The sequence below is a fragment of the Nocardia sp. CNY236 genome (genome assembly GCF_000482385.1).
Lineage (GTDB): Bacteria > Actinomycetota > Actinomycetes > Mycobacteriales > Mycobacteriaceae > Nocardia.
Genome location: NZ_AXVD01000001.1, coordinates 88,770 through 106,854, shown reverse-complemented (window position 1 = coordinate 106,854; position 18,085 = coordinate 88,770). Strand labels below are relative to the sequence as shown.

The following is an 18,085-nucleotide window of genomic DNA, read 5'->3' as shown; positions in this document are numbered from 1 at the left end:
CTCACGTCGGTACGTCCACGCTGGTCGGTCACATCGCGCACGATACCAACGGTGGACCGCCACCTCGACCTATCGGCCGCGGTTCGGCGTCCGGATGAACGATGGTGTCAGGATCTCGGTTTCAGGCGGGCGTGCATGAGGTAGACGTTGTAGCTGTCCCACTCGGAGAGCATGAAGTACAGATCGTCGCTCGTCGACCATGGATGGATGAATCCGCCGTAGGATTTCGGGTAGTCCGCGGTATCGATCAGTGGGACGGCATCCGACCACGCACCCTGCGGGCTGGCCGCGCTACGTAGAACGATCGCGCCGCGCGCCGGATCCAGGTAGACCATCCGCCACCGGTCGGTTTCCTGGTCGAAGTGCACCGACAGTTCACCGGCAATGCCGAACACCAGTGGAGTGGCGTCGTTCTCGGCCGCGGGAACCCAGTCGCCATCCACCCAATACTGGTACGCGGATTTGTTCAGCACCTCGTCGGTGGGTACCCGAGCCAGCCCGATCACGCCGATGCGACCGTTGGGCGTGCCGAACATGTAGACATGGTCACCATGCGGCACCATGGCGGCTACTTGGAATCTTCCGAGGCCGAAGAAGTTCTCCCATTTGGCGTGCGGGTCTTTGTGCCAGGTGCGTCCGTGGTCGTCGGAATAGGCGAGCCCGCCGTAGTTGGTCCACCACATCCCTGGGATGCGACTCCATCGGTTCACCGACATGTAGCTGAGATACTGTCGGTCACCGATGGCGAAGCCCGAGGTGGGGATGGTGGTGGTCTCCCAATTCTTGATCTTGCGGCTGGCCAGAATCTCGGCCGCGTGGCACGGGCTGTCCTGGGCGAAGGTCTCCAGTGTGAGACCGTCGGATAGATCGCGGTCGGTGCTGAAACCGATCACATTGCTGCGCCAGTCCTGGTCGTCGGCGCCTGCGCCGCCGACCGACCAGCCGTCGCCGAAGGTATCGCCGAAGACCACGGCAACCTCGCCCGGTGTCGTCTCCCACATCAGTCCCAGGTCGGTGCCGTCGATCTGCCAGCGCATGTCGGTGCGGTTCTCCGAACCGCGTCCGGTCACCTGACCGACCAACCGAACGTCCTGTACACCGGGGGCGGCTACCGGATTCGCACGTGGACCGGGTTCGCTGGGCTGGAGCGCGAGTGGCGGTGCGGGGCGCGATCGCTCGCCGGGTTCTCCGGGCACCGGGATCGGAATCGGCTCGATATCGGGTTGGAACTCGATGCGCGGCAGGTCGATCGGGATACCGGAACCGGAGCCGGTGACCGCCCCGGAAGCGGAACCGGTATTCGACCCCGTGGGCTCACCGACAGGTTCGTCGGGCGTGGGGGTCCTCGCGCCATTCGGATTCTGCGGTTGCGGACTGTCACGGATGTCGGGACATGGGTTGTCGCACGGATTCACCGGCAGCGGATCGGGCACGATCCGTGTGTTGTCCTGTGGCGGGTCCGGCACCGGCACCGGCGTGATTCGCGGGATGGGCACGGGAATGTCGATTCGAGGAGGCAGCAGCGGCGGCGGAGGCTGCGCAGGATCCGGCAGACGAGCAAGTGGATCGAATCCGATCTCGCCGCAGCTGTTCACCGGCGGCGGTTTCCACGGAAAAGGAGCGGCGTCCACGGTGGGCATCGGCGCCACGCAAACCGCAGCCAGGAGCGCCCCGAGCAGTGCCGGCGCCCAGGTCGTGGTGTTTTCGGATCCGCGCATCACTGGTCTCGACTGTGGACTATGCGTCGGTCGGAGGACAGACTCCGGGTTGTTCGTGCCACGCGCCCAGAGATTTTCGTCCCACATCGGGGCTATCTGTCGAGATACCCATGTCGTGTGCCTCCTGTCGGTCGGCCGCCGACAGGTCAACATACCCCAACAGCGTCCACCGATGCGGGAGGCGAAAACCGATGCCGACCACGTCGGTCCGTCACGATGCGAGGGACGCCCAGCGCATCCCGGGAAGGCCGGCTGCGCCTCATGGTTCGTCGGGTCAGAGCCTGCGCGTCGAATTCAGTGCGATCGCCGCGATGGCGGTGGCATACACCGCCACGCCGGCCAGGACCACTGCCAGGGAACGCCCATCGTCGGGGACAACCAGTGCCGCTGCCACGAGCGCAACCACGAACGCGGTATTGAATACGGTGTCTTGCAGGGCGAAAACCTGACCGCGTCGGCCGTCGTCGACAACGATCTGCATCGTTGCGTCACCGGTCAATTTGATCGTCTGTCCAGCCAACCCCAGCAGGAAGGCGCCGATCAGGAGAAGGTGGTGGGCGCGCTGCAGCGCGCCGCTCGAATCGGCGACCGCAATGGGCGTAACCAGCGTCACCTGCACGAGCATCGCGGCGATCAGGCCCGCGAGCACAGTGCGGGCGCGCCCGAGCCGGGGGATGAGCAGTGGCGCTATTGCAGCCGCGGCGAGCATCCCGGCCGCGGTCGCGGCGACGGCGATACCGAAACCGATCAGTCCGGCGTCGAATCCGGAGCCGCCGGCCGGGTCTTGGCGCAACACCAGCACCATGACGAGCGTGTTCGCGCCGAAGACGATTCGGTGCGCCCCGATCCCCGTCATCGCCGTTGTCACCGAGATCGATTCCCAGACTGCGGTGGCCCCGGTACGCAGGCCGGCGGTGACCGCGCGCACCGTGGTCGTCTTCACCGAGATGGGGCCGAGCACGCCCGACCCGAACCCACCTGCGAGCATGGCGCCGGCAAGCGATCCGACGCCGCTGCCGGCTACCGCGACTGCCGAGGCGAAGTCTCCCGCCCCGATCAGGCCGATCGTCCCGACCGCGCTCGCCGCGCCCAATCCACCGCAGACGGAAGCCACGGTGACGAACACCGAGTTCATCGGTACCAGCCGCGCGGGGGCAAGCACCCGAGGCAGCGCGGCCGACACCCCGGCCAGAACGAACCGACTGACTCCGACCACGGTGAGCGCCAGCAGCAGCAGCACCGTCTGGCCGACTCCGACGAGCAATCCCACGCTCACCATGGCGATCACGATCGCGCGCAGTATCGTGGCCACCAGCAACACCGCCCGGCGGTCCCAACGGTCCAGCAGCGCACCCGCGTATGGTCCGATCAGCGAATACGGCAATAGCAGCACCGCGAATCCTGCCGCGATAGCCGCAGGATCGGCTTGTCGTTCCGGGTTGAACAGGATGGCGCCGGACAGTGCCGCTTGAAACATGCCGTCGCCGAACTGACCAGCGAAGCGTATGGCGACCAGGCGTAGTGTGCCAGGGTTCTCCCGCAGCACCGTGCGCATCCGAACCAACCTGCGCTGCGTTGGAATGCGATCTTTGGCATGGCCGGTCGACACGTCTGCGAGGCTACTGTGTCCGGATTACGAAATGTGATGGTGTTGTGCCGAAGTCGCCCCTACCCTTTCGTGGGACTTCTTCCGTCCGGTCGCTCGCGTAAAATACGGGTGCAACTCGATCTACAACTGTGGGGAGTCCCGCTACCGACGTGTCCCCGATCACTCGGGATCGCGATCGGTGCACGGTCCGCAGAGGAGGGCCACGATGTCGACACCTCCGACACCACACGTGGATGTCCACCGCGGTGGCGATCGCGCGAAGACGCAGGTCTCCTGGCTCGATTCGAAGCATTCGTTCTCTTTCGGGGACCACTACGATCCGGACAACACCCACCACGGTTTGCTGCTGGTCCACAACGAGGACATCGTCACGGCGGGACAGGGTTTCGAAACCCACCCGCACCGGGACATGGAGATCGTCACCTGGGTGCTCGGTGGCAGCCTGGTACACCAGGACTCTCTGGGCCACAGCGGCGTCATCTATCCAGGGCTCGCGCAGCGAATGAGTGCAGGCACCGGCATCCTGCACTCGGAGAAGAACGACTCGTGGCGGTTGGACAGCCGTGTTCGAGAGCATGATCGGCCGGTGCACTTCGTGCAGATGTGGGTGGTGCCCGACGAGTCCGGCCTCTCCCCTGGCTACCAACAGCTGGAAATCGACGACGAACTCGCCAGCGGCGGCTTGGTGACCGTCGCCTCCGGCTTGCCGCGCTATCGCGACCGGACCGCCATCACCATCAAGAGCAGTCGTTGCGCGCTGCACGTGGCGCGCATGGCGGGTGGCGGGCAGGCGATCGACCTGCCCGACGCACCGTACCTGCATGTATTCGTCGCGCGCGGTGAGGTCGACATGGAGGGTGTCGGCGTGCTCGCCACGGGTGATGCGGTGCGGTCGACCAGGACCGGGGGTCAGCGTGTGGTTGCAAGACGAAGCGCGGAGATCCTGGTGTGGGAGATGCATGCGCGCCTGGGGGCCTTCTAGCGGTATCGCCGCCAGGCTCCGCACACTGTCGCCGAGCGACTGCTACCGCGCCGATCGGACCACCGCGTCAGGCCGTTCGTTCTGGGGCATCGACGGAGAGGAATTCCATGTCGCAATACCCGCCACCGGGTCAGTTCCCGCCGCCGGGTCAGTTCCCGCCGCCGAGTCAGTTCCCGCCGCCGGGCCGGCCCGCGTACTGGCAGGAGTCCCCCAAGCGTAAAGGCCTGGCGATTACCGCGCTCGTGCTCGGAATCCTGGGACTGGTGAGCTGCTGGACAATTGTCGGTGGCTATCTGTTCGCAGTGCTTGCGATCATTTTCGCGGTGATTGCACTGGTCAAGGCCCGCGCTGGCACTATAGGCGGCACCGGGTTCGCGATCGCGGGTTCGATTCTCGGCGTGCTCACCATTGTCATAACCACTGTGCTCGCCATCGCCTACTACAGCTTCTTCGTCGAATCCGGCATCCAGGACTTCCTGGACTGCGTGAGCAACGCGGGCGATGATCAGTCTGCGATAGAACGATGTGAGCGCGAGTGGAACCAACAGTTCGACGACAGGTTCGGCATCACGCCCACCCCTGCCCCGCTGCCTCGGTAGCCGAACACCTGGCCGCACGATGGAGGATGTTGCCGGTCGCAGCGACCCGTCGCGCATGACCCTCGGCATACTGGAAGTCGTGACTTCCGAACTGATGCGTCCTTCCGGTATCGATCTGTCCCATCGCGATCGGAGTGTGCGGGTGCAGGACGACCTGTTCACGCACGTCAACGGTACGTGGCTGGCGGGCCATCGGATTCCTGCCGACCGCGCGGTGGACGGCGCCTTTCGGGCGCTCTACGACCAAGCGGAGCTGGACGTTCGAGCCATCATCGAGGATGCCGCGGCCACGGCAGACGCCGAGCCCGCCAGCGATGCCCGGAAAATCGGTGACCTCTACTCCAGCTTCATGAACACCGCCGCGGTAGACGCAGCCGGGCTCACCCCGATCGCCGCGGAACTGACCGCGATCGCCGAAGCGACCGACAAGCGGGCACTCGCTGCAGTGCTGGGCCGACTGCAACGCACCGGTGTGGACGGTGCCATCGCGGTTTTCGTCGACACCGACAGCAAGAACTCCAGCCGGTACTTGGCGCACGCCACCCAGTCCGGGATCGGTTTGCCCGACGAGTCGTATTACCGACAGGACGAATACGCACCGATTCGGACGAAGTACATCGCGCACATCGCACGCATGTTCGCTCTGGCCGCTGCCGACCCGCAGGTCACCGCGCTGCTGCCCACCGATCCGGATATCGCGGCGCAGCAGGTCTTCGCTGTGGAGAGCACGTTGGCGGCCGGGCACTGGGACGTGGTACGCCGTCGGGATGCCGAGCTGTCCTACAACTTGACCACTTTCACCGCGCTGGTCTCCGAGCATCCCGAGTTCGACTGGAAGGCATGGTCTTCGGCACTGGTCGACGGCGTCGAGCAGACGGGGCCGGAGTTGTTCGCGGAGTTGGTGGTCAACCAGCCCGGCTATCTGCGCACGTTCGCCCAGGTCTGGGCAGCCGAGTCACTGGCGGATTGGCAGACCTGGGCCGCGTGGCGGGTGCTGTGCGCCCGCGCTCCCTTCCTGACCGACCCGCTGGTCGAGGAGAATTTCGACTTCTACGGGCGCACGCTGACCGGCGCCGAAGAGAACCGACAGCGGTGGAAGCGCGGCGTGGCGCTCGTGCAGAATCTACTGGGCGAGGCTGTCGGCAAACTATATGTGGCCGTGCACTTCCCGCCGGCGGCGAAAGAACGGATGATCGAGTTGGTGGCCAACCTGCAGGAGGCCTACCGCCGTAGTATCGCCGAGTTGGACTGGATGGAGCAGCAGACCAAGTCTGCGGCGCTGGCCAAGTTGCGCAAGTTCACCCCCAAGATCGGCTACCCGGACACCTGGCGCGACTACTCGAGCGTGCGGATCGACCCCGGCGACCTGGTCGGAAACTACCGCAATGGTTATGCCGCAGAACACGATCGGGATCTGCGGAAATTGGGCGGCCCGGTCGATCGGACGGAGTGGTTCATGACGCCACAGACGGTGAACGCCTACTACAACCGGGGAATGAACGAGATCGTCTTCCCCGCCGCAATCCTGCAGCCGCCGTTCTTCGACATGAATGCGGACGACGCCGCCAACTATGGCGGAATCGGTGCGGTGATCGGCCATGAGATCGGCCATGGCTTCGATGACCAGGGTGCCAAATACGATGGCGACGGCAATATGGTCGATTGGTGGACCGATCAGGATCGCACCGAATTCGGAAAACGAGCCAAGGCACTGATCGACCAATACAACGTTCTCTCGCCCAAGGATCTCCCGAACGAGCACACCGTGAACGGCGAGTTCACCATCGGCGAGAACATCGGCGATCTCGGTGGGTTGTCCATAGCATTGATGGCCTATCACATATCCCTGGGTGGCGCCGAGCCTCCCGAGATCGAAGGACTCACCGGGTTGCAACGGGTGTTCTATGGTTGGGCCCAGGTCTGGCGCGCCAAAGCCCGCGCAGAGGAGGCGATCCGGCGACTCGCGATCGATCCACATTCGCCCCCGGAGTTTCGCTGCAACGCGGTGGCACGCAATATCGACGGCTTCTACGAGGCGTTCGGCGTCGAGCCGGGCGACGAGCTGTACCTCGAGCCCGCACAGCGCGTGCGGATCTGGTAGTCGTGCGCGGCTGGGACCGTCGAATCGTCAGTTCCAGTCGCCCAACCCGTCGCCCGAGCTGAGCGTGCCACCCTGGGTGTTCTGCACGATCACAGGGTCGCCTCGACCGACGTTCTCGAAGAACCATCTGGCGTCGGCGGTACTGACATTCAGACAACCGTGGCTGGCATTGGATACCCCCTGCTGACCGACCGACCACGGGGCCGCATGGACGAAGATGCCGCTGGTGGAGATGCGGGTCGCATACTCGACGTCGAGTTTGTAGCCTTCCGGGTCGGTGATCGGCACACCGTAGGTGGACGAGTCCATGGTCATTTCGCGCAGTTGTTCACCGACGATGTAGGTGCCATTCGGTGTTTCGTACCCGGGCTTGCCCATGGACGTGGGCATCTCCTTCACGACTTCCCCGTTGCGGGTGATGGTGATGATATGGGTGTTGTCGTCGGCGGTGGCGACCACGGCGTCGCCTATCCGGAACGAGCTGGTCGTGCCGCCGGCCGCCACCTGCACGTCGGTATTGTCCGGCCAGAACTCGTCGGGCCGCCAGCGGACCTGCCGGTCGCTGCGCCAATAGAAGTGGCCGGGGGCATCCTGCGAGGAGGTTATCCGGATGGCCTTCTCCGCGGTCGCGCGATCGGTTACCGGCTCCGTGAAGGTGATGATGATCGGTTGTGCGACACCGACGACTTCGCCGTCGGCGATATTGATCGACGGTGGAGCGAAGTTCGCCTGGGGGTCCGGCTCGGCGGTTACCCCCGCCGAGCCGGACCCGAGGCCTGGAACGGGTTCGGCCTGCGCGGGCGCGACGCCCACCACGCCGACGGCCGCGAACATGGCGGACAACAGGATGCCCGTGCGCGCCCGAGCCGGACGCCGCGTCTGTTTGCGACCGGCAGGCGATGAGGCGATGTGCAAAGCGGCATGCATAGGTATTTCATCCGTTCCAGCTCTCGCCCGCGATCGCAGCGAGATCTTCGTTCAGCGCGGAGCAGTCGAAAGGCACGACCAGCCCGACCCGCTGTCCATTCCTACCGTCCTGATGCCGACCGCAGCCACCGAAGTTCTCCGTCAATAGCTAAAGGGAATAATTTCGTTCTATGTCACATCTCGATGCGATGGGAGGTAGCCGAGGAAACGTCCCGGTCGAACGGGATCGCTCACGTGGTGGTCACTACGTCGGCAACGGGCAGGAGGTGATGTCCGCTCGATTTTGCAGTGGGGAATATCACTGATGGGCGCATGGGTGACACCTGCGCCGAGGCGCGGCAGGGAAGCTGCGCTCTAGCGCGGCGGCGCTGTGCGGTACTTGCGTACGGTGGCCTGGGCCGTCGCCGCCAAGCGCGCGAGCCTGGCGTCACCGAGTGCGGTGATCATGCTGCCGAGTCCGTTGGTCACGAACGCGATCGACATGCCGAGATCGGGGTCGGCGTAGGCGCCGGATCCGCCGACGCCATAGTGGCCGAACGCGTGCGGTGGCTGTTGCTTGGCCATCAGCACCGGCCGGTGATAGCCGAGAGTGAAGCGGACCGGCAGCCCGAGTACGTAGTCACGGCTTTGTGCCGGCTGTACTTGCGCAATGGTCTCGATCGTTTCCGGCCGCAAGAATTGCACGGTGCGCTGGGATGACGCCGAACCGACACTGTGGACACCTCGCTCACGCCGGTCGGCGTAGACCACGCCGCCATTGGCCAGGGCGCCGTACAACCGTGACAGTGAACGTGCCGAGAAGACACCGTTCCAGCCCGGCATGACGGCGTCGTGCACCCGGGGATCGCGCACCAGTTCGTCGAAGCTCTCCGGCATACCTGCTTCGGCCAACCCGCGCATGGGTCGTACCCACGACAGCACCGACGAGGCGGTGTTCCAACGGATACCCGGCGGGCCGATGGGACGCATGATCTTGGCAATCCGATACCGCTGCGCCTCCGGCACGCGGTACCAGAACTCCTCCATGCCCAGCGGCTCGGCGATTTCGGTTCGGACCACCGTGGTGAAGGGTGTGTCGGTCACCCGCTGGACGATCTCGGCGACCAGCCAGCCGAATGTGATCGCGTGATAGCCGGATGTACGGATACGTCGTGGGTCCGGCGGGCTGTCGGCGAGCGCGCGTACCACGGCGTCATAGTCCAGGATGCCTTCGCGGCCGGGCACCAGGCCGCGCACGCGATGGAGCCCGGCTCGGTGCGAGAGCACATCGCGTACCGTGATGTCGCCTTTACCGTGCGCGGCAAACTCCGGCCAGTACTCGGCGACCGGCGTGTCGTAGTCGATGAGGCCGCGCTCGGCGAGCCGATGCACCACGGTGGAGGCCACGCCTTTGCCGGTGGAGAAGGTCAGCGCGACGGTGTCGCTGTTCCAGCGGCGATCCTTGTCCGCCCACCCGGCCCAGATATCGACGACAGGTCTGCCGTCCAGATAGACCGCGAGTGCCCCGCCCCCGCGCGCCGGTTGGGCGAACAGGCCGAAGAACTGGTCGGCCAACCGGATGAATCGCGGGTCGACCAGCGGTGTCGCAGATTTTCTACGCGCCGAATCGGCGGGCTCGAAGTCGTCCGCAGCCATTGCCGATACCATGGGCCACCTCCTGACCGCTGTATAGCGCGCTGGTCCACCAGCGTAACTCTCGCGACCGACTCGCCACGGTCGGAAGCGGGCAGCATCGTCCGTTTCCTAGGGCCGAGGCCGGGTCCGGTCACGGTTTCGGGTCGACGTCCGCTGGGTTCATGGTGTATCCATTGCGTGGTACTTCGCATGAATTACGGCAACTTCGGATTCTCCGGGCGTGGGTTCGAAGCGCTGCAGCTCGGGAGGACTGTAGGTGATTCGTCGACTGACCTGGGGTCGTTTCGCTTCTGTGGGTTGTGTGCTCGTGGTCGGACTGGCGCTGGCGGGGTGTAGCTCGGTCGTCAGCGGCACCGCGCAGCCGGACTCCGACAGTGGGTTGATCGACGCGGCGTCGGAGCGCAGTGCTCCGAGTAGTCGTACCTCGACTCCGATCGAGCCGAGTGGCGCCCCGGACTTCCCCGTTGGAATCGACGAGTGCGTGTTGCTCGGAGGAACCGGTGAGGAGCCCATCGTCGTACCGGCGCCGTGCAGCAGCAAGCTCGCCAACTACCGCGTGATCGACCTGGCCGCGCATACCTCGGAGTGCGTTGCAGACGCCGACATCAACCTCACCAGGACTCGTAACGGGGTCCACGTCGGCGCAGTGTGCATGGATGCCAACTGGGTGGTCGGCGAGTGTGTCGATGTCGGGGGCGAGGTCGTCGTCCGCATCGACTGTTCGGCCCCCTTCCCCGAGAAGGGAATCGAGGTGACTGCGATCCGGCCGGGTTTCACCGACGTCGGCGTGTGTAGCACCGGCTTCGGGAAGGTCTACGACGTGCGTCGCATCGTCGTCTGTGGTCGAGAAATCTGACCTACGGCTCGGATGCGTGTGGTGCCGTCGGCCCGCTGCGAGACCCACGCGAACGCTTCCACCCGAGTCGAAAGTCCGGTCGGATCGGGACTCAGATCGGGACGTAGCCGGCGCCGGCGCCGCCGCGCGCGTTGAGGTCGGTCATGATCGCGCTCATATTGGTGCCGACTTCCGGGCCGAAACACGCGACGGCCAAGTAGGCGTTCACCATGCCGACCAGTGTCGTGCCCGTGACGACCGGCGCGCCGGAGTCGCCTTCCACTACGCACATCTGACTCCAGGTCTCGACATTCGTCCGGAAGACGTCACCCCAGGCGATGCCACAGGTATTGCCGGTGGTACGGCCTTCCTTGCAGACGATCTGAGGGAAGGTGGCGGGGGCGCCGATTTCGGTGATGGTGACATTGCCGATTCGGTTGACCGGGACGATCGTACCCGGTGTGAACTGAATGACGGCGTAGTCCAAGTCGTGGTTGGAGTAGGCGAACCGGCCGATCACCCCCGCGCCCGGGTCGACTTCGGCGTAGACGAGCGAGCCGGGATCACCGCAGTGCCCCGCGGTCAACCCGACCAGGCGTCCTGCGCTGTCGTGGCCGACGGTTGTGAGCGTGCACTCGAACTGGCCGTCGATGATGATCCCGGATCCACCGCCCATGACCGGCGGGCCCGTTTGGGCGTGTGCGGCCCCTGCGCCCGTGCCGAGCAGCGCCGCGCCGAGGGCGACGGCGAAGGCCGTGTGTGCCACCATGGCGAGTTTGCTGAACATGTTCCTCCAGTGGTCGGAAGCCCGCACGATACCAACCTGTCGCACCCGTCGTGCCAGGAATCGACTCCGGGCGCGTCGTCCACTACGGGTGTCCCCCCTGAACTCGGCGTCAATCACATTTCATACATTCTATTTGCGACGTCTCAAATTTGAAATAGTAGCCGATTGCTATCAAAGCTGTGAAATTTGGCGTCGATTGTGTTGATCTGGGAGAAGTGAGATCGCCAGCGCGGACTGTAATTTTGCTGTGGATTGTCCTCTTTATTTCTGTGCAGCATGTCGGTCGGCGGCCCGAACAGGGGTTGTAACATGTGTCAAACAATTGGCAATCACCTTGGGTTCTACGACCGAGTTCGGCCGTCGCGCCAATGGATTTCGAAGGCAGTTCGCGACACCTATGACTGCTATCACAACCCAATGGTATGTTCTGCGCTACTGCGTAGTAGGGTGCGTCAATCGAACGAGTCGCCGGGGCAACCGACCGGCGTCGAGGAGGGGTAGTCAGTGCAGCCGACCGAGAGCCTGCCCGCCGGGTCGCGATTCGGTGCCGCGGTCGATTGGTCGAAGTCGTACTGGCAGGATCATCCGAAGCGTTCGCTGGAGACATTCGGTCGTCAGATCACCATGGGCGTCGCAGCCGTCGCCGAACTGTTCGTCGCCATTTTCCGTAGGCGCTTTCCGCTGGACGAGTTCGTCCGGCAATGCGCCTTCATGGCGAGTGTTTCCGCGGCGCCGACGCTGCTGATCGCGATCCCGATCGGTGTGATCGTTTCGATCCAAGTCGGATCGGTCGCCGGCCAGGTCGGAGCCACCTCGTTTCTCGGCGCCGCCAACGGCCTCGGCATCATCCAGCAGGGCGCACCGTTGGTCACCTCGCTGATGATTGCGGGCGCGGTCGGTTCCGCGGTATGCGCGGATCTCGGCTCGCGCACCATCCGTGAAGAAATCGACGCCATGAAGGTCATGGGCGTCGATCCGCTGCGCCGACTGGTCGCGCCGCGACTCGGAGCCGCAATGCTGGTCAGTGTGTTGTTGTGTGGTTTCGTTGTTTTCGTTGGCTTCTTGACCGGCTACGTCTTCAATATCTTCGCGCAGAACGGCACTCCGGGCTCTTACATCGGTAGTTTCGCCTCCTTCGCGGTGACCACCGATCTGCTTGTCGCGTTGGGGAAGTCGCTCATCTTCGGGCTGCTCGCAGCGATCATCGCCTGCGACAGCGGATTGAACGCCCGAGGTGGTCCCGGCGGTGTCGCGAATGCGGTGAATTCCGCGGTGGTGAGTTCTGCCATCATGTTGTTCGGGGTGAACCTCATCGTGACCCAGGTTTACAACGCACTATTCCCGTCGCAGGTGGTTTGAGTCGGTGTCGTCAACCTATATTCCGCCGCTACTACGTCCCCTTGGGACAGTGGCCAAGTCGGCTCGAGTGCCGACGGAGATGCTCGCCAGGCTCGGCCACCAGGTGTTCTTCCTGTTGCGCTCGATCGGCTCGATTCCGTTGGCGCTCAAGCACTACCCCAAAGAGGTCTGGCGCCTGCTTTCCGACGTCACCTGGGGCAATGGCAATCTCGTGGTCGGGGGCGGCACAGTCGGTGTCGTGCTCATCCTGAGTGCGTTCGGCGGAATCACCGTCGGTATTCAGGGGTACAACTCGCTGGACCTGCTCGGTTTGAGCCCAGTGACCGGCGCCGTCTCGGCGTTCGCGACCACACGGGAACTCGGTCCGCTCCTGGCGACCGTGGCCTTCGCGGCGCAGGCCGGTTGTCGATTCACCGCGCAGCTGGGCGCCATGCGTATCGCCGAGGAGATCGACGCGCTGGAGTCCATTGCCATTCGGCCGCTGCCCTATCTGATCAGTACCAGGATGTTCGCGGCGATGGTGGCCATCATTCCGCTGTACTGCCTGGGCCTGGCCACGGCATACATTTCCTGCGCGCTGACGGTGCAGGTGATCGGCGACACACCCGCCGGCACCTATCAGCACTACTTCTACCAGTTCCTGATGCCGGTCGATGTGGTCTATTCACTGCTCAAAGCGATTCTGTTCGTCGCGATCACCACCTTCATCCAGTGCTACTACGGTTTCTTCGCCGCCGGCGGCCCCGAGGGTGTCGGCGTAGCCGCGGGCCGGGCGATCAAGATGTGCATCATTGCCGTGGTCTTCGCGAACCTTTTCATGACATTGGCGATCTGGGGGGTCAACCCCGGCATTCGGATCTCGGGGTGATGTCCAGATGATCATCGATCCCAGTGGTCGCGGACCCACCATGCGGCAGTTGCTCATCGCGGGTATCTGTGGTCTGGTCGTCTTCGCACTGGTGCTGAGCCTGTTGATGCTGCGTTACCAGGGCTACTTCCAGGGGAAAGTCAATGTCACCGCGAACCTGACCACTGCTGGCGACGGCTTACCCGAGCGGGCCGACGTGAAGTTCCGCGGCGTACTCGTCGGCTCGGTGCAGAAGGTCGACGTCGCGGCCAAGGGCGAGATGCAGCAGGTGCGGATCGAGATGAAGCCGGAATTCGCCGGCGACATCCCTTCCACCGTGACCGCGCGCGTGGTGCCGAGCAACCTGTTCGCCGTCACCGCTGTCGAACTGGTCTTCAACGGCCCCGCCGACCGGTACCTGCACGAAGGCTCCGTCATCGCCGAGGACCGCAGCCAGGGCACCATCGCTCTGCAGGACACGCTCACCACGGTGCGCGATATCCTCGACAGGATCGACCCGGTGCAGTTCGGGCGGGTGCTCGGCACGTTGTCCCAGGCGCTGGACGGCAGCGGCCGGATGCCCGGTTCCACCATCGAGCGACTCGACCGCTGGCTGCAGGCGGTCGACGACTCCATCCCTGATCTCGGCGTGCTGTTGAGCGACTTCTCCCAGTCGTTCCATGCGCTCAACCAGTCCGCACCAGAATTGGTCGATGTGCTCGGTACGTCGGTGGAGACCGCGCGGACGATCGCCGAACGCCGCGACGAACTGCTTGCGCTGATCACCGGGGCCGGCGGGACCGTCGATGTGATGAACGACCTGTTCGCGCGCAATCCGAACGTAGGCAAGGAGGTTACCGCAGGCACCAGCGACCTGTTCGGCGCCTTGGCAGCCGACCCCGCGGCGATCACCGAAAGTTTGCTCAACTTGAGCGAGACCTTGCGCCGGATGGACACTACGTTCACCTGGGGTCCGCAGCAGCAGCAGCGGTGGAATGTGGGTATCACGCTGACGCCGTACCGGCCCTACACCGTCGCCGACTGCCCGCGCTACGGTGACGTGGCCGGCCCGAGTTGTGCCACCGCTCCATCGGTCGCGGATGTCGGGGACCTACCGGAAAAGCTTCGGCCGCGCGCGCTCGATTCGGCCGCCGGGCTCCCTCCGATAACGCCGATTCCCGGGCTGCCGATGATCCCGGGCCTCACCACCCCAGAACTCGGGCCGCTGACCGGGATCATTCCGACCGGTGAGGCGCCCGCGCCATTCGCGGGCACCCCGCTCGAAGGCCTGTTCCCGTTGTTGCCCCCTCTGGGCGCCGCCCCGGCGCCGGCCGCCCCACCCGAGGGCGCTGTGGGTACACCCGAGGGCGCTGTGGCTACACCCGAGGGCGCTGTGGGTGCGCCCATCGCCTACCAGGGTGACTCGGCTATCGTCGCACTGCTCGGTCGCACCCCGACGGCTGTCGAATATATGCTGCTGAGTTCGATTTTGAAGGGTGGAACCATGCAGATCCACGACATTGGTACCCGATAATGAGCATCCGACGTCCACTCATCGGGTTCACCGTCTTCGCGATCGTGGCGATCGTGGTGACGGCGGTCGTGTGGAACACGCTGGCGCGCCGGGTCAGCGGTGACACCTATACCTACTCCGCGACGTTCACCGACGTTCTCGGGCTGCACGAGGGCGACGACGTGCGCATGGCAGGGGTGCGGGTGGGCAAGGTCGAGAAGATCGAGCTGGGTCGCGACGAGACTTCGCGGGAGTCGGTCGCCGAAGTCACCTTCGTCGTACAACGCGACCAGACGATCTACGACGACACCAAAGCCCTGGTCCGCTATCAGAACCTGATCGGTCAGCGGTATGTGGCGCTGGCTCCGGGCACGATGTCGAACTCGACGCCGCTGCCGAACAACGGGTCGATCCCGATCGATCGGACCGAGCCTTCGTTCGATATATCGGCGCTGCTCAACGGATTCCAGCCACTGTTCGAGGTATTGCAACCGGAACAGGTGAACAACCTGTCGGAGACATTCATCCTGGCGTTGCAGGGCGATGGCGTTTCGCTGAGCGCCTTCATCGTCCAGGCTGCGCAGCTGGCCACGGACTTCCAGCGCAGGGATGCGATTTTGTCCGATGTGATCACCAACCTCTCGGGCGTGATGTCGGGGCTGGCCAAACGAGGTGACGAACTGGAGACCTTGGTGACGCAGACTCGGTCCCTGGTCGGCGGTCTCTACGAACAAGGGCAGTCGTTGCTCGCATCGACCGAACAGATCGCCAGTGCCACCACCTCGGTGGTCGCCATGATGAGCGCCATTGCGCCGAAGTTGCAGACCGCGCAGGACTCCACCAGCGCGGCGCTGACATTGTTGCTGGCCAACGGTGCCAAGTTGGACCAAGCGGCGATCGACCTGCAGGGCCTGGTGGCAGCGGGAGGTCGGCATACCTCCGAGGGGCCGTACGCCAATGCGTACTTGTGTGGTCTGGACGTGTCGCTGTACGGCATCCTGTTGCCTCGTGGAGTGTTCTCGCAAATCGGTGGCACTTCGCACTCGGCGGTGTGCCGCCCATGATGACAAAGCTGAAATCCAGGTTCGACAGCAACCGATACTTCTGGCTGGGCGTGGTCGGTGGTGTCCTGATCGTCGTGCTGTTGGTGGTGTCCAGCGCCTATCGGTTCCTCGGCGTCGGTGAGCAGACGATCGAGGCCGAGTTCGCGCAAGCCGCTGGCATCAAGGTCGGCGACACAGTGAACATCGCAGGTGTGCCGTCCGGCCGGGTAGTCGGTGCCGAGCTCGAGGATGGGCATGTGCTGCTGACGTTGAGCGTGGACAATGACATCGCATTCGGTCCGGACGCACATGCGACGATCAAGATGGCCACGCTGCTGGGCACCAGGTACGTCGATCTCCAACCCGGCGACGGCAACGGTTTGCGCGATGAGCGTATCGCGTTGTCCAACACCGCGGTTCCCTACGATCTGGCCGACGTGGTGCAGACCGGCACGCAGAAGTTCGAGGCGCTCGATACCGAGCAACTCGCGGAATCGCTGAACGTGATCAACCAGCAGTTCAACGGCTCGCCCGAGCTGACCGTGCAGGCTCTCGACAGCATTGGCGCCTTGGCGAAGGTGATCGACACTCGCGCAGCCGAAGTGGACAGTCTGCTTCAGGATCTGGACCGGGTGACCCGAATCCTCAGCGACAACCGCAACAGTCTGCTGTTGGTGATCACCCAAGGTGAGGCCATCGCCAATCGAGTCATGGAGCGCCAGGTCCTGTTGCGACAGCTGCTCGACAATGTCGCGAGGCTGTCGGATCAGCTGCAGCAGATCGGCGCGGAGAACGACGGCCAGTTCGGTCCGATGATCCAGCAGTTGAACACGATGGCCGAGGGGCTGCAGAAGAACAAGGACAACCTGGACCGCTTGCTGTCGATCATGCCGCCGTCGGTGCGCTACCTGGCGAATTCGTGGGGTGGTAGCGGTCCGTATGGCGATGTCGGCTTGCCATGGCTTTTCCCGGACAACTGGTTGTGCGCGGCCCAGGCCATCGAGGGGTGCCAGTAATGAAGTTCCACAAGGTTTTTTCGCTGCGAACCGCGGCGAAGACGTTCATGATCGGCGCCGCCGCGTTGGCGGTCGGCTCCTGCGCACTGGTACCGAGTTCGGTGAACAACGCGCTCGGAAATACCATGCAGATCACTGCTGATTTCGAGAACATCGCGGGTGTCTACGAGGGAAACCCGATCACGGTGCTCGGACTCGATGTCGGTCGGGTCGACAAGGTCGTGCCCAGGGGCACGCTGGTCGAGGTGCACATGTCCATCGACAAAGACGTGAAGATTCCGAAAGACGTGATGGCCGCGATCATTTCGCCGTCCGTCGTGACCGACCGACACATCGAGCTCACCCCGGTCTATACCGGCGGCGAAACCATGACCGATGGTGCGCATGTGCCCAAGGCCCGCACCAGGACGCCGGTCGAGCTGGACGAAATGATCGCGACGATCGACGAGTTCGCGGCTGCGCTGAAACCGCAGCCAGGACAGGAAGGCATCGGTCCGTTGTCGGGGCGGGTGCTCTATCCCATGCTCGACGGCAACGGGGAGAAGATCAGCGAGACTCTCCACGCATTGTCCGGTGCGCTCGAAGTCGGGTTGGACAACAAGGACGCGATCTCCACCATCATCATCGAGTTGAACGAGCTCACCACGATGTTGGCCGAGAACGACCAGTCGGTGCGCGACTTCAGCAATCGGATGACCCAATTGTCCGGCCTGCTGGCCGAGCAGGCGCCAGGACTGCAGGCCACGCTCGACCAGCTGAACGCGTTCTTGGCGAACACCAGCAGCACGTTCACGGAATACGAAGATCAGCTGTCGGGCGCCTTGACCGGGTTGACCGCGGTCACGCAGCAGTTGCGCGACCATGCCCGTGGCATCACCGAGGTGGTCGATGTGGCACCGCTGGCCCTGCAGAACATCGACAACATGGTCAACCGGCAGTACGAGTACGCGCGGTTGCACGTGGTGATCGGCACCGCGCTGTCGGGTGAGATGGTCAGTCTGTTCTGCGAACGCATCCAGATGAAGGCCGAGGGCTGCCGCACCGGAAATATCCAGGACTTCGGCCCCGACTACGGGCTCACCGCGGCCTTGCTCGGACTGACGAGGTGATGATC

At 64.2% G+C, this 18,085-nt stretch carries 15 protein-coding genes; 10 read left to right on the top strand and 5 right to left on the bottom strand.

Features of this window, described 5'->3' with window-relative positions; genetic code table 11:
- Nucleotides 1-107 precede the first annotated feature (107 nt).
- Together K940_RS0100485 and K940_RS0100475 are read right to left on the bottom strand one after the other, a co-directional pair.
- Nucleotides 108-1,718 carry a DUF4185 domain-containing protein gene (locus K940_RS0100485; protein WP_028475905.1) on the bottom strand — a complete coding sequence of 537 codons (1,611 nt, stop codon included), beginning with the start codon at nt 1,716-1,718 and terminating at the stop codon, nt 108-110.
- A gap of 274 nt (nt 1,719-1,992) precedes the next feature.
- The gene (locus K940_RS0100475) at nt 1,993-3,273 is read right to left on the bottom strand and encodes a hypothetical protein (protein ID WP_051406786.1); all 1,281 of its coding nucleotides are present in this window, start codon (nt 3,271-3,273) and stop codon (nt 1,993-1,995) included.
- A 259-nt stretch (nt 3,274-3,532) separates the two neighbouring features.
- On the opposite strand from K940_RS0100475, the gene K940_RS0100470 reads away from it, so the two are divergent.
- The 3 genes from K940_RS0100470 (at nt 3,533) to K940_RS0100460 (ending at nt 7,009) form a co-directional block, all read left to right on the top strand.
- Nucleotides 3,533-4,309 (top strand): pirin-like bicupin family protein, encoded by a 777-nt coding sequence (locus K940_RS0100470; protein WP_028475902.1) that lies wholly within the window; start codon nt 3,533-3,535, stop codon nt 4,307-4,309.
- A 107-nt stretch (nt 4,310-4,416) separates the two neighbouring features.
- Complete coding sequence (locus K940_RS0100465) at nt 4,417-4,908, top strand: DUF4190 domain-containing protein (RefSeq protein WP_028475901.1); 492 nt, start codon at nt 4,417-4,419, stop codon at nt 4,906-4,908.
- 55 nt (nt 4,909-4,963) lie between these two features.
- Nucleotides 4,964-7,009, top strand: a complete 2,046-nt coding sequence (locus tag K940_RS0100460; protein ID WP_369797442.1) for a M13 family metallopeptidase — start codon at nt 4,964-4,966, stop codon at nt 7,007-7,009.
- Between the two features lie 27 nt (nt 7,010-7,036).
- Here the strand turns inward: K940_RS0100460 and K940_RS0100455 are convergent, their stop codons facing one another.
- Together K940_RS0100455 and K940_RS0100445 are read right to left on the bottom strand one after the other, a co-directional pair.
- Nucleotides 7,037-7,936 (bottom strand): L,D-transpeptidase, encoded by a 900-nt coding sequence (locus tag K940_RS0100455; protein WP_081706067.1) that lies wholly within the window; start codon nt 7,934-7,936, stop codon nt 7,037-7,039.
- A gap of 354 nt (nt 7,937-8,290) precedes the next feature.
- The gene (locus tag K940_RS0100445; RefSeq protein ID WP_051406754.1) at nt 8,291-9,571 is read right to left on the bottom strand and encodes a serine hydrolase domain-containing protein; all 1,281 of its coding nucleotides are present in this window, start codon (nt 9,569-9,571) and stop codon (nt 8,291-8,293) included.
- 256 nt (nt 9,572-9,827) lie between these two features.
- Here K940_RS0100445 and K940_RS0100440 point away from each other — a divergent pair, with 256 nt between their 5' ends.
- Nucleotides 9,828-10,427, top strand: coding sequence for a hypothetical protein (locus K940_RS0100440; RefSeq protein WP_028475897.1), 600 nt, complete (start codon nt 9,828-9,830; stop codon nt 10,425-10,427).
- A 91-nt stretch (nt 10,428-10,518) separates the two neighbouring features.
- Here K940_RS0100440 and K940_RS0100435 read toward each other — a convergent pair whose 3' ends face one another.
- Nucleotides 10,519-11,193 (bottom strand): serine protease, encoded by a 675-nt coding sequence (locus K940_RS0100435; protein WP_051406784.1) that lies wholly within the window; start codon nt 11,191-11,193, stop codon nt 10,519-10,521.
- A 504-nt stretch (nt 11,194-11,697) separates the two neighbouring features.
- Here K940_RS0100435 and K940_RS0100430 point away from each other — a divergent pair.
- Genes K940_RS0100430 through K940_RS0100405 form a run of 6 tightly spaced genes read left to right on the top strand, consistent with a single transcriptional unit; the run spans nt 11,698 to nt 18,080 of the window.
- Nucleotides 11,698-12,552, top strand: coding sequence for an ABC transporter permease (locus K940_RS0100430; RefSeq protein ID WP_036527028.1), 855 nt, complete (start codon nt 11,698-11,700; stop codon nt 12,550-12,552).
- 4 nt (nt 12,553-12,556) lie between these two features.
- A complete protein-coding gene (locus tag K940_RS0100425; protein ID WP_028475894.1) occupies nt 12,557-13,420 on the top strand; it encodes an ABC transporter permease in 864 nt (287 codons plus the stop codon).
- 7 nt (nt 13,421-13,427) lie between these two features.
- On the top strand, nt 13,428-14,933 hold the full coding sequence (locus tag K940_RS0100420) for an MlaD family protein (RefSeq protein ID WP_028475893.1): 1,506 nt from the start codon (nt 13,428-13,430) through the stop codon (nt 14,931-14,933).
- Nucleotides 14,933-15,976: an MCE family protein gene (locus tag K940_RS0100415; protein ID WP_028475892.1), complete on the top strand. Its 1,044-nt coding sequence runs from the start codon at nt 14,933-14,935 to the stop codon at nt 15,974-15,976. The genes K940_RS0100420 and K940_RS0100415 overlap by 1 nt, the downstream gene beginning before the upstream one ends.
- Entirely contained in the window at nt 15,976-16,971 is a 996-nt protein-coding gene (locus tag K940_RS0100410) for an MCE family protein (RefSeq protein ID WP_028475891.1), read from the top strand. The genes K940_RS0100415 and K940_RS0100410 overlap by 1 nt, the downstream gene beginning before the upstream one ends.
- Nucleotides 16,971-18,080: an MlaD family protein gene (locus K940_RS0100405; protein ID WP_028475890.1), complete on the top strand. Its 1,110-nt coding sequence runs from the start codon at nt 16,971-16,973 to the stop codon at nt 18,078-18,080. The genes K940_RS0100410 and K940_RS0100405 overlap by 1 nt, the downstream gene beginning before the upstream one ends.
- The last annotated feature ends 5 nt before the right edge of the window (nt 18,081-18,085 follow it).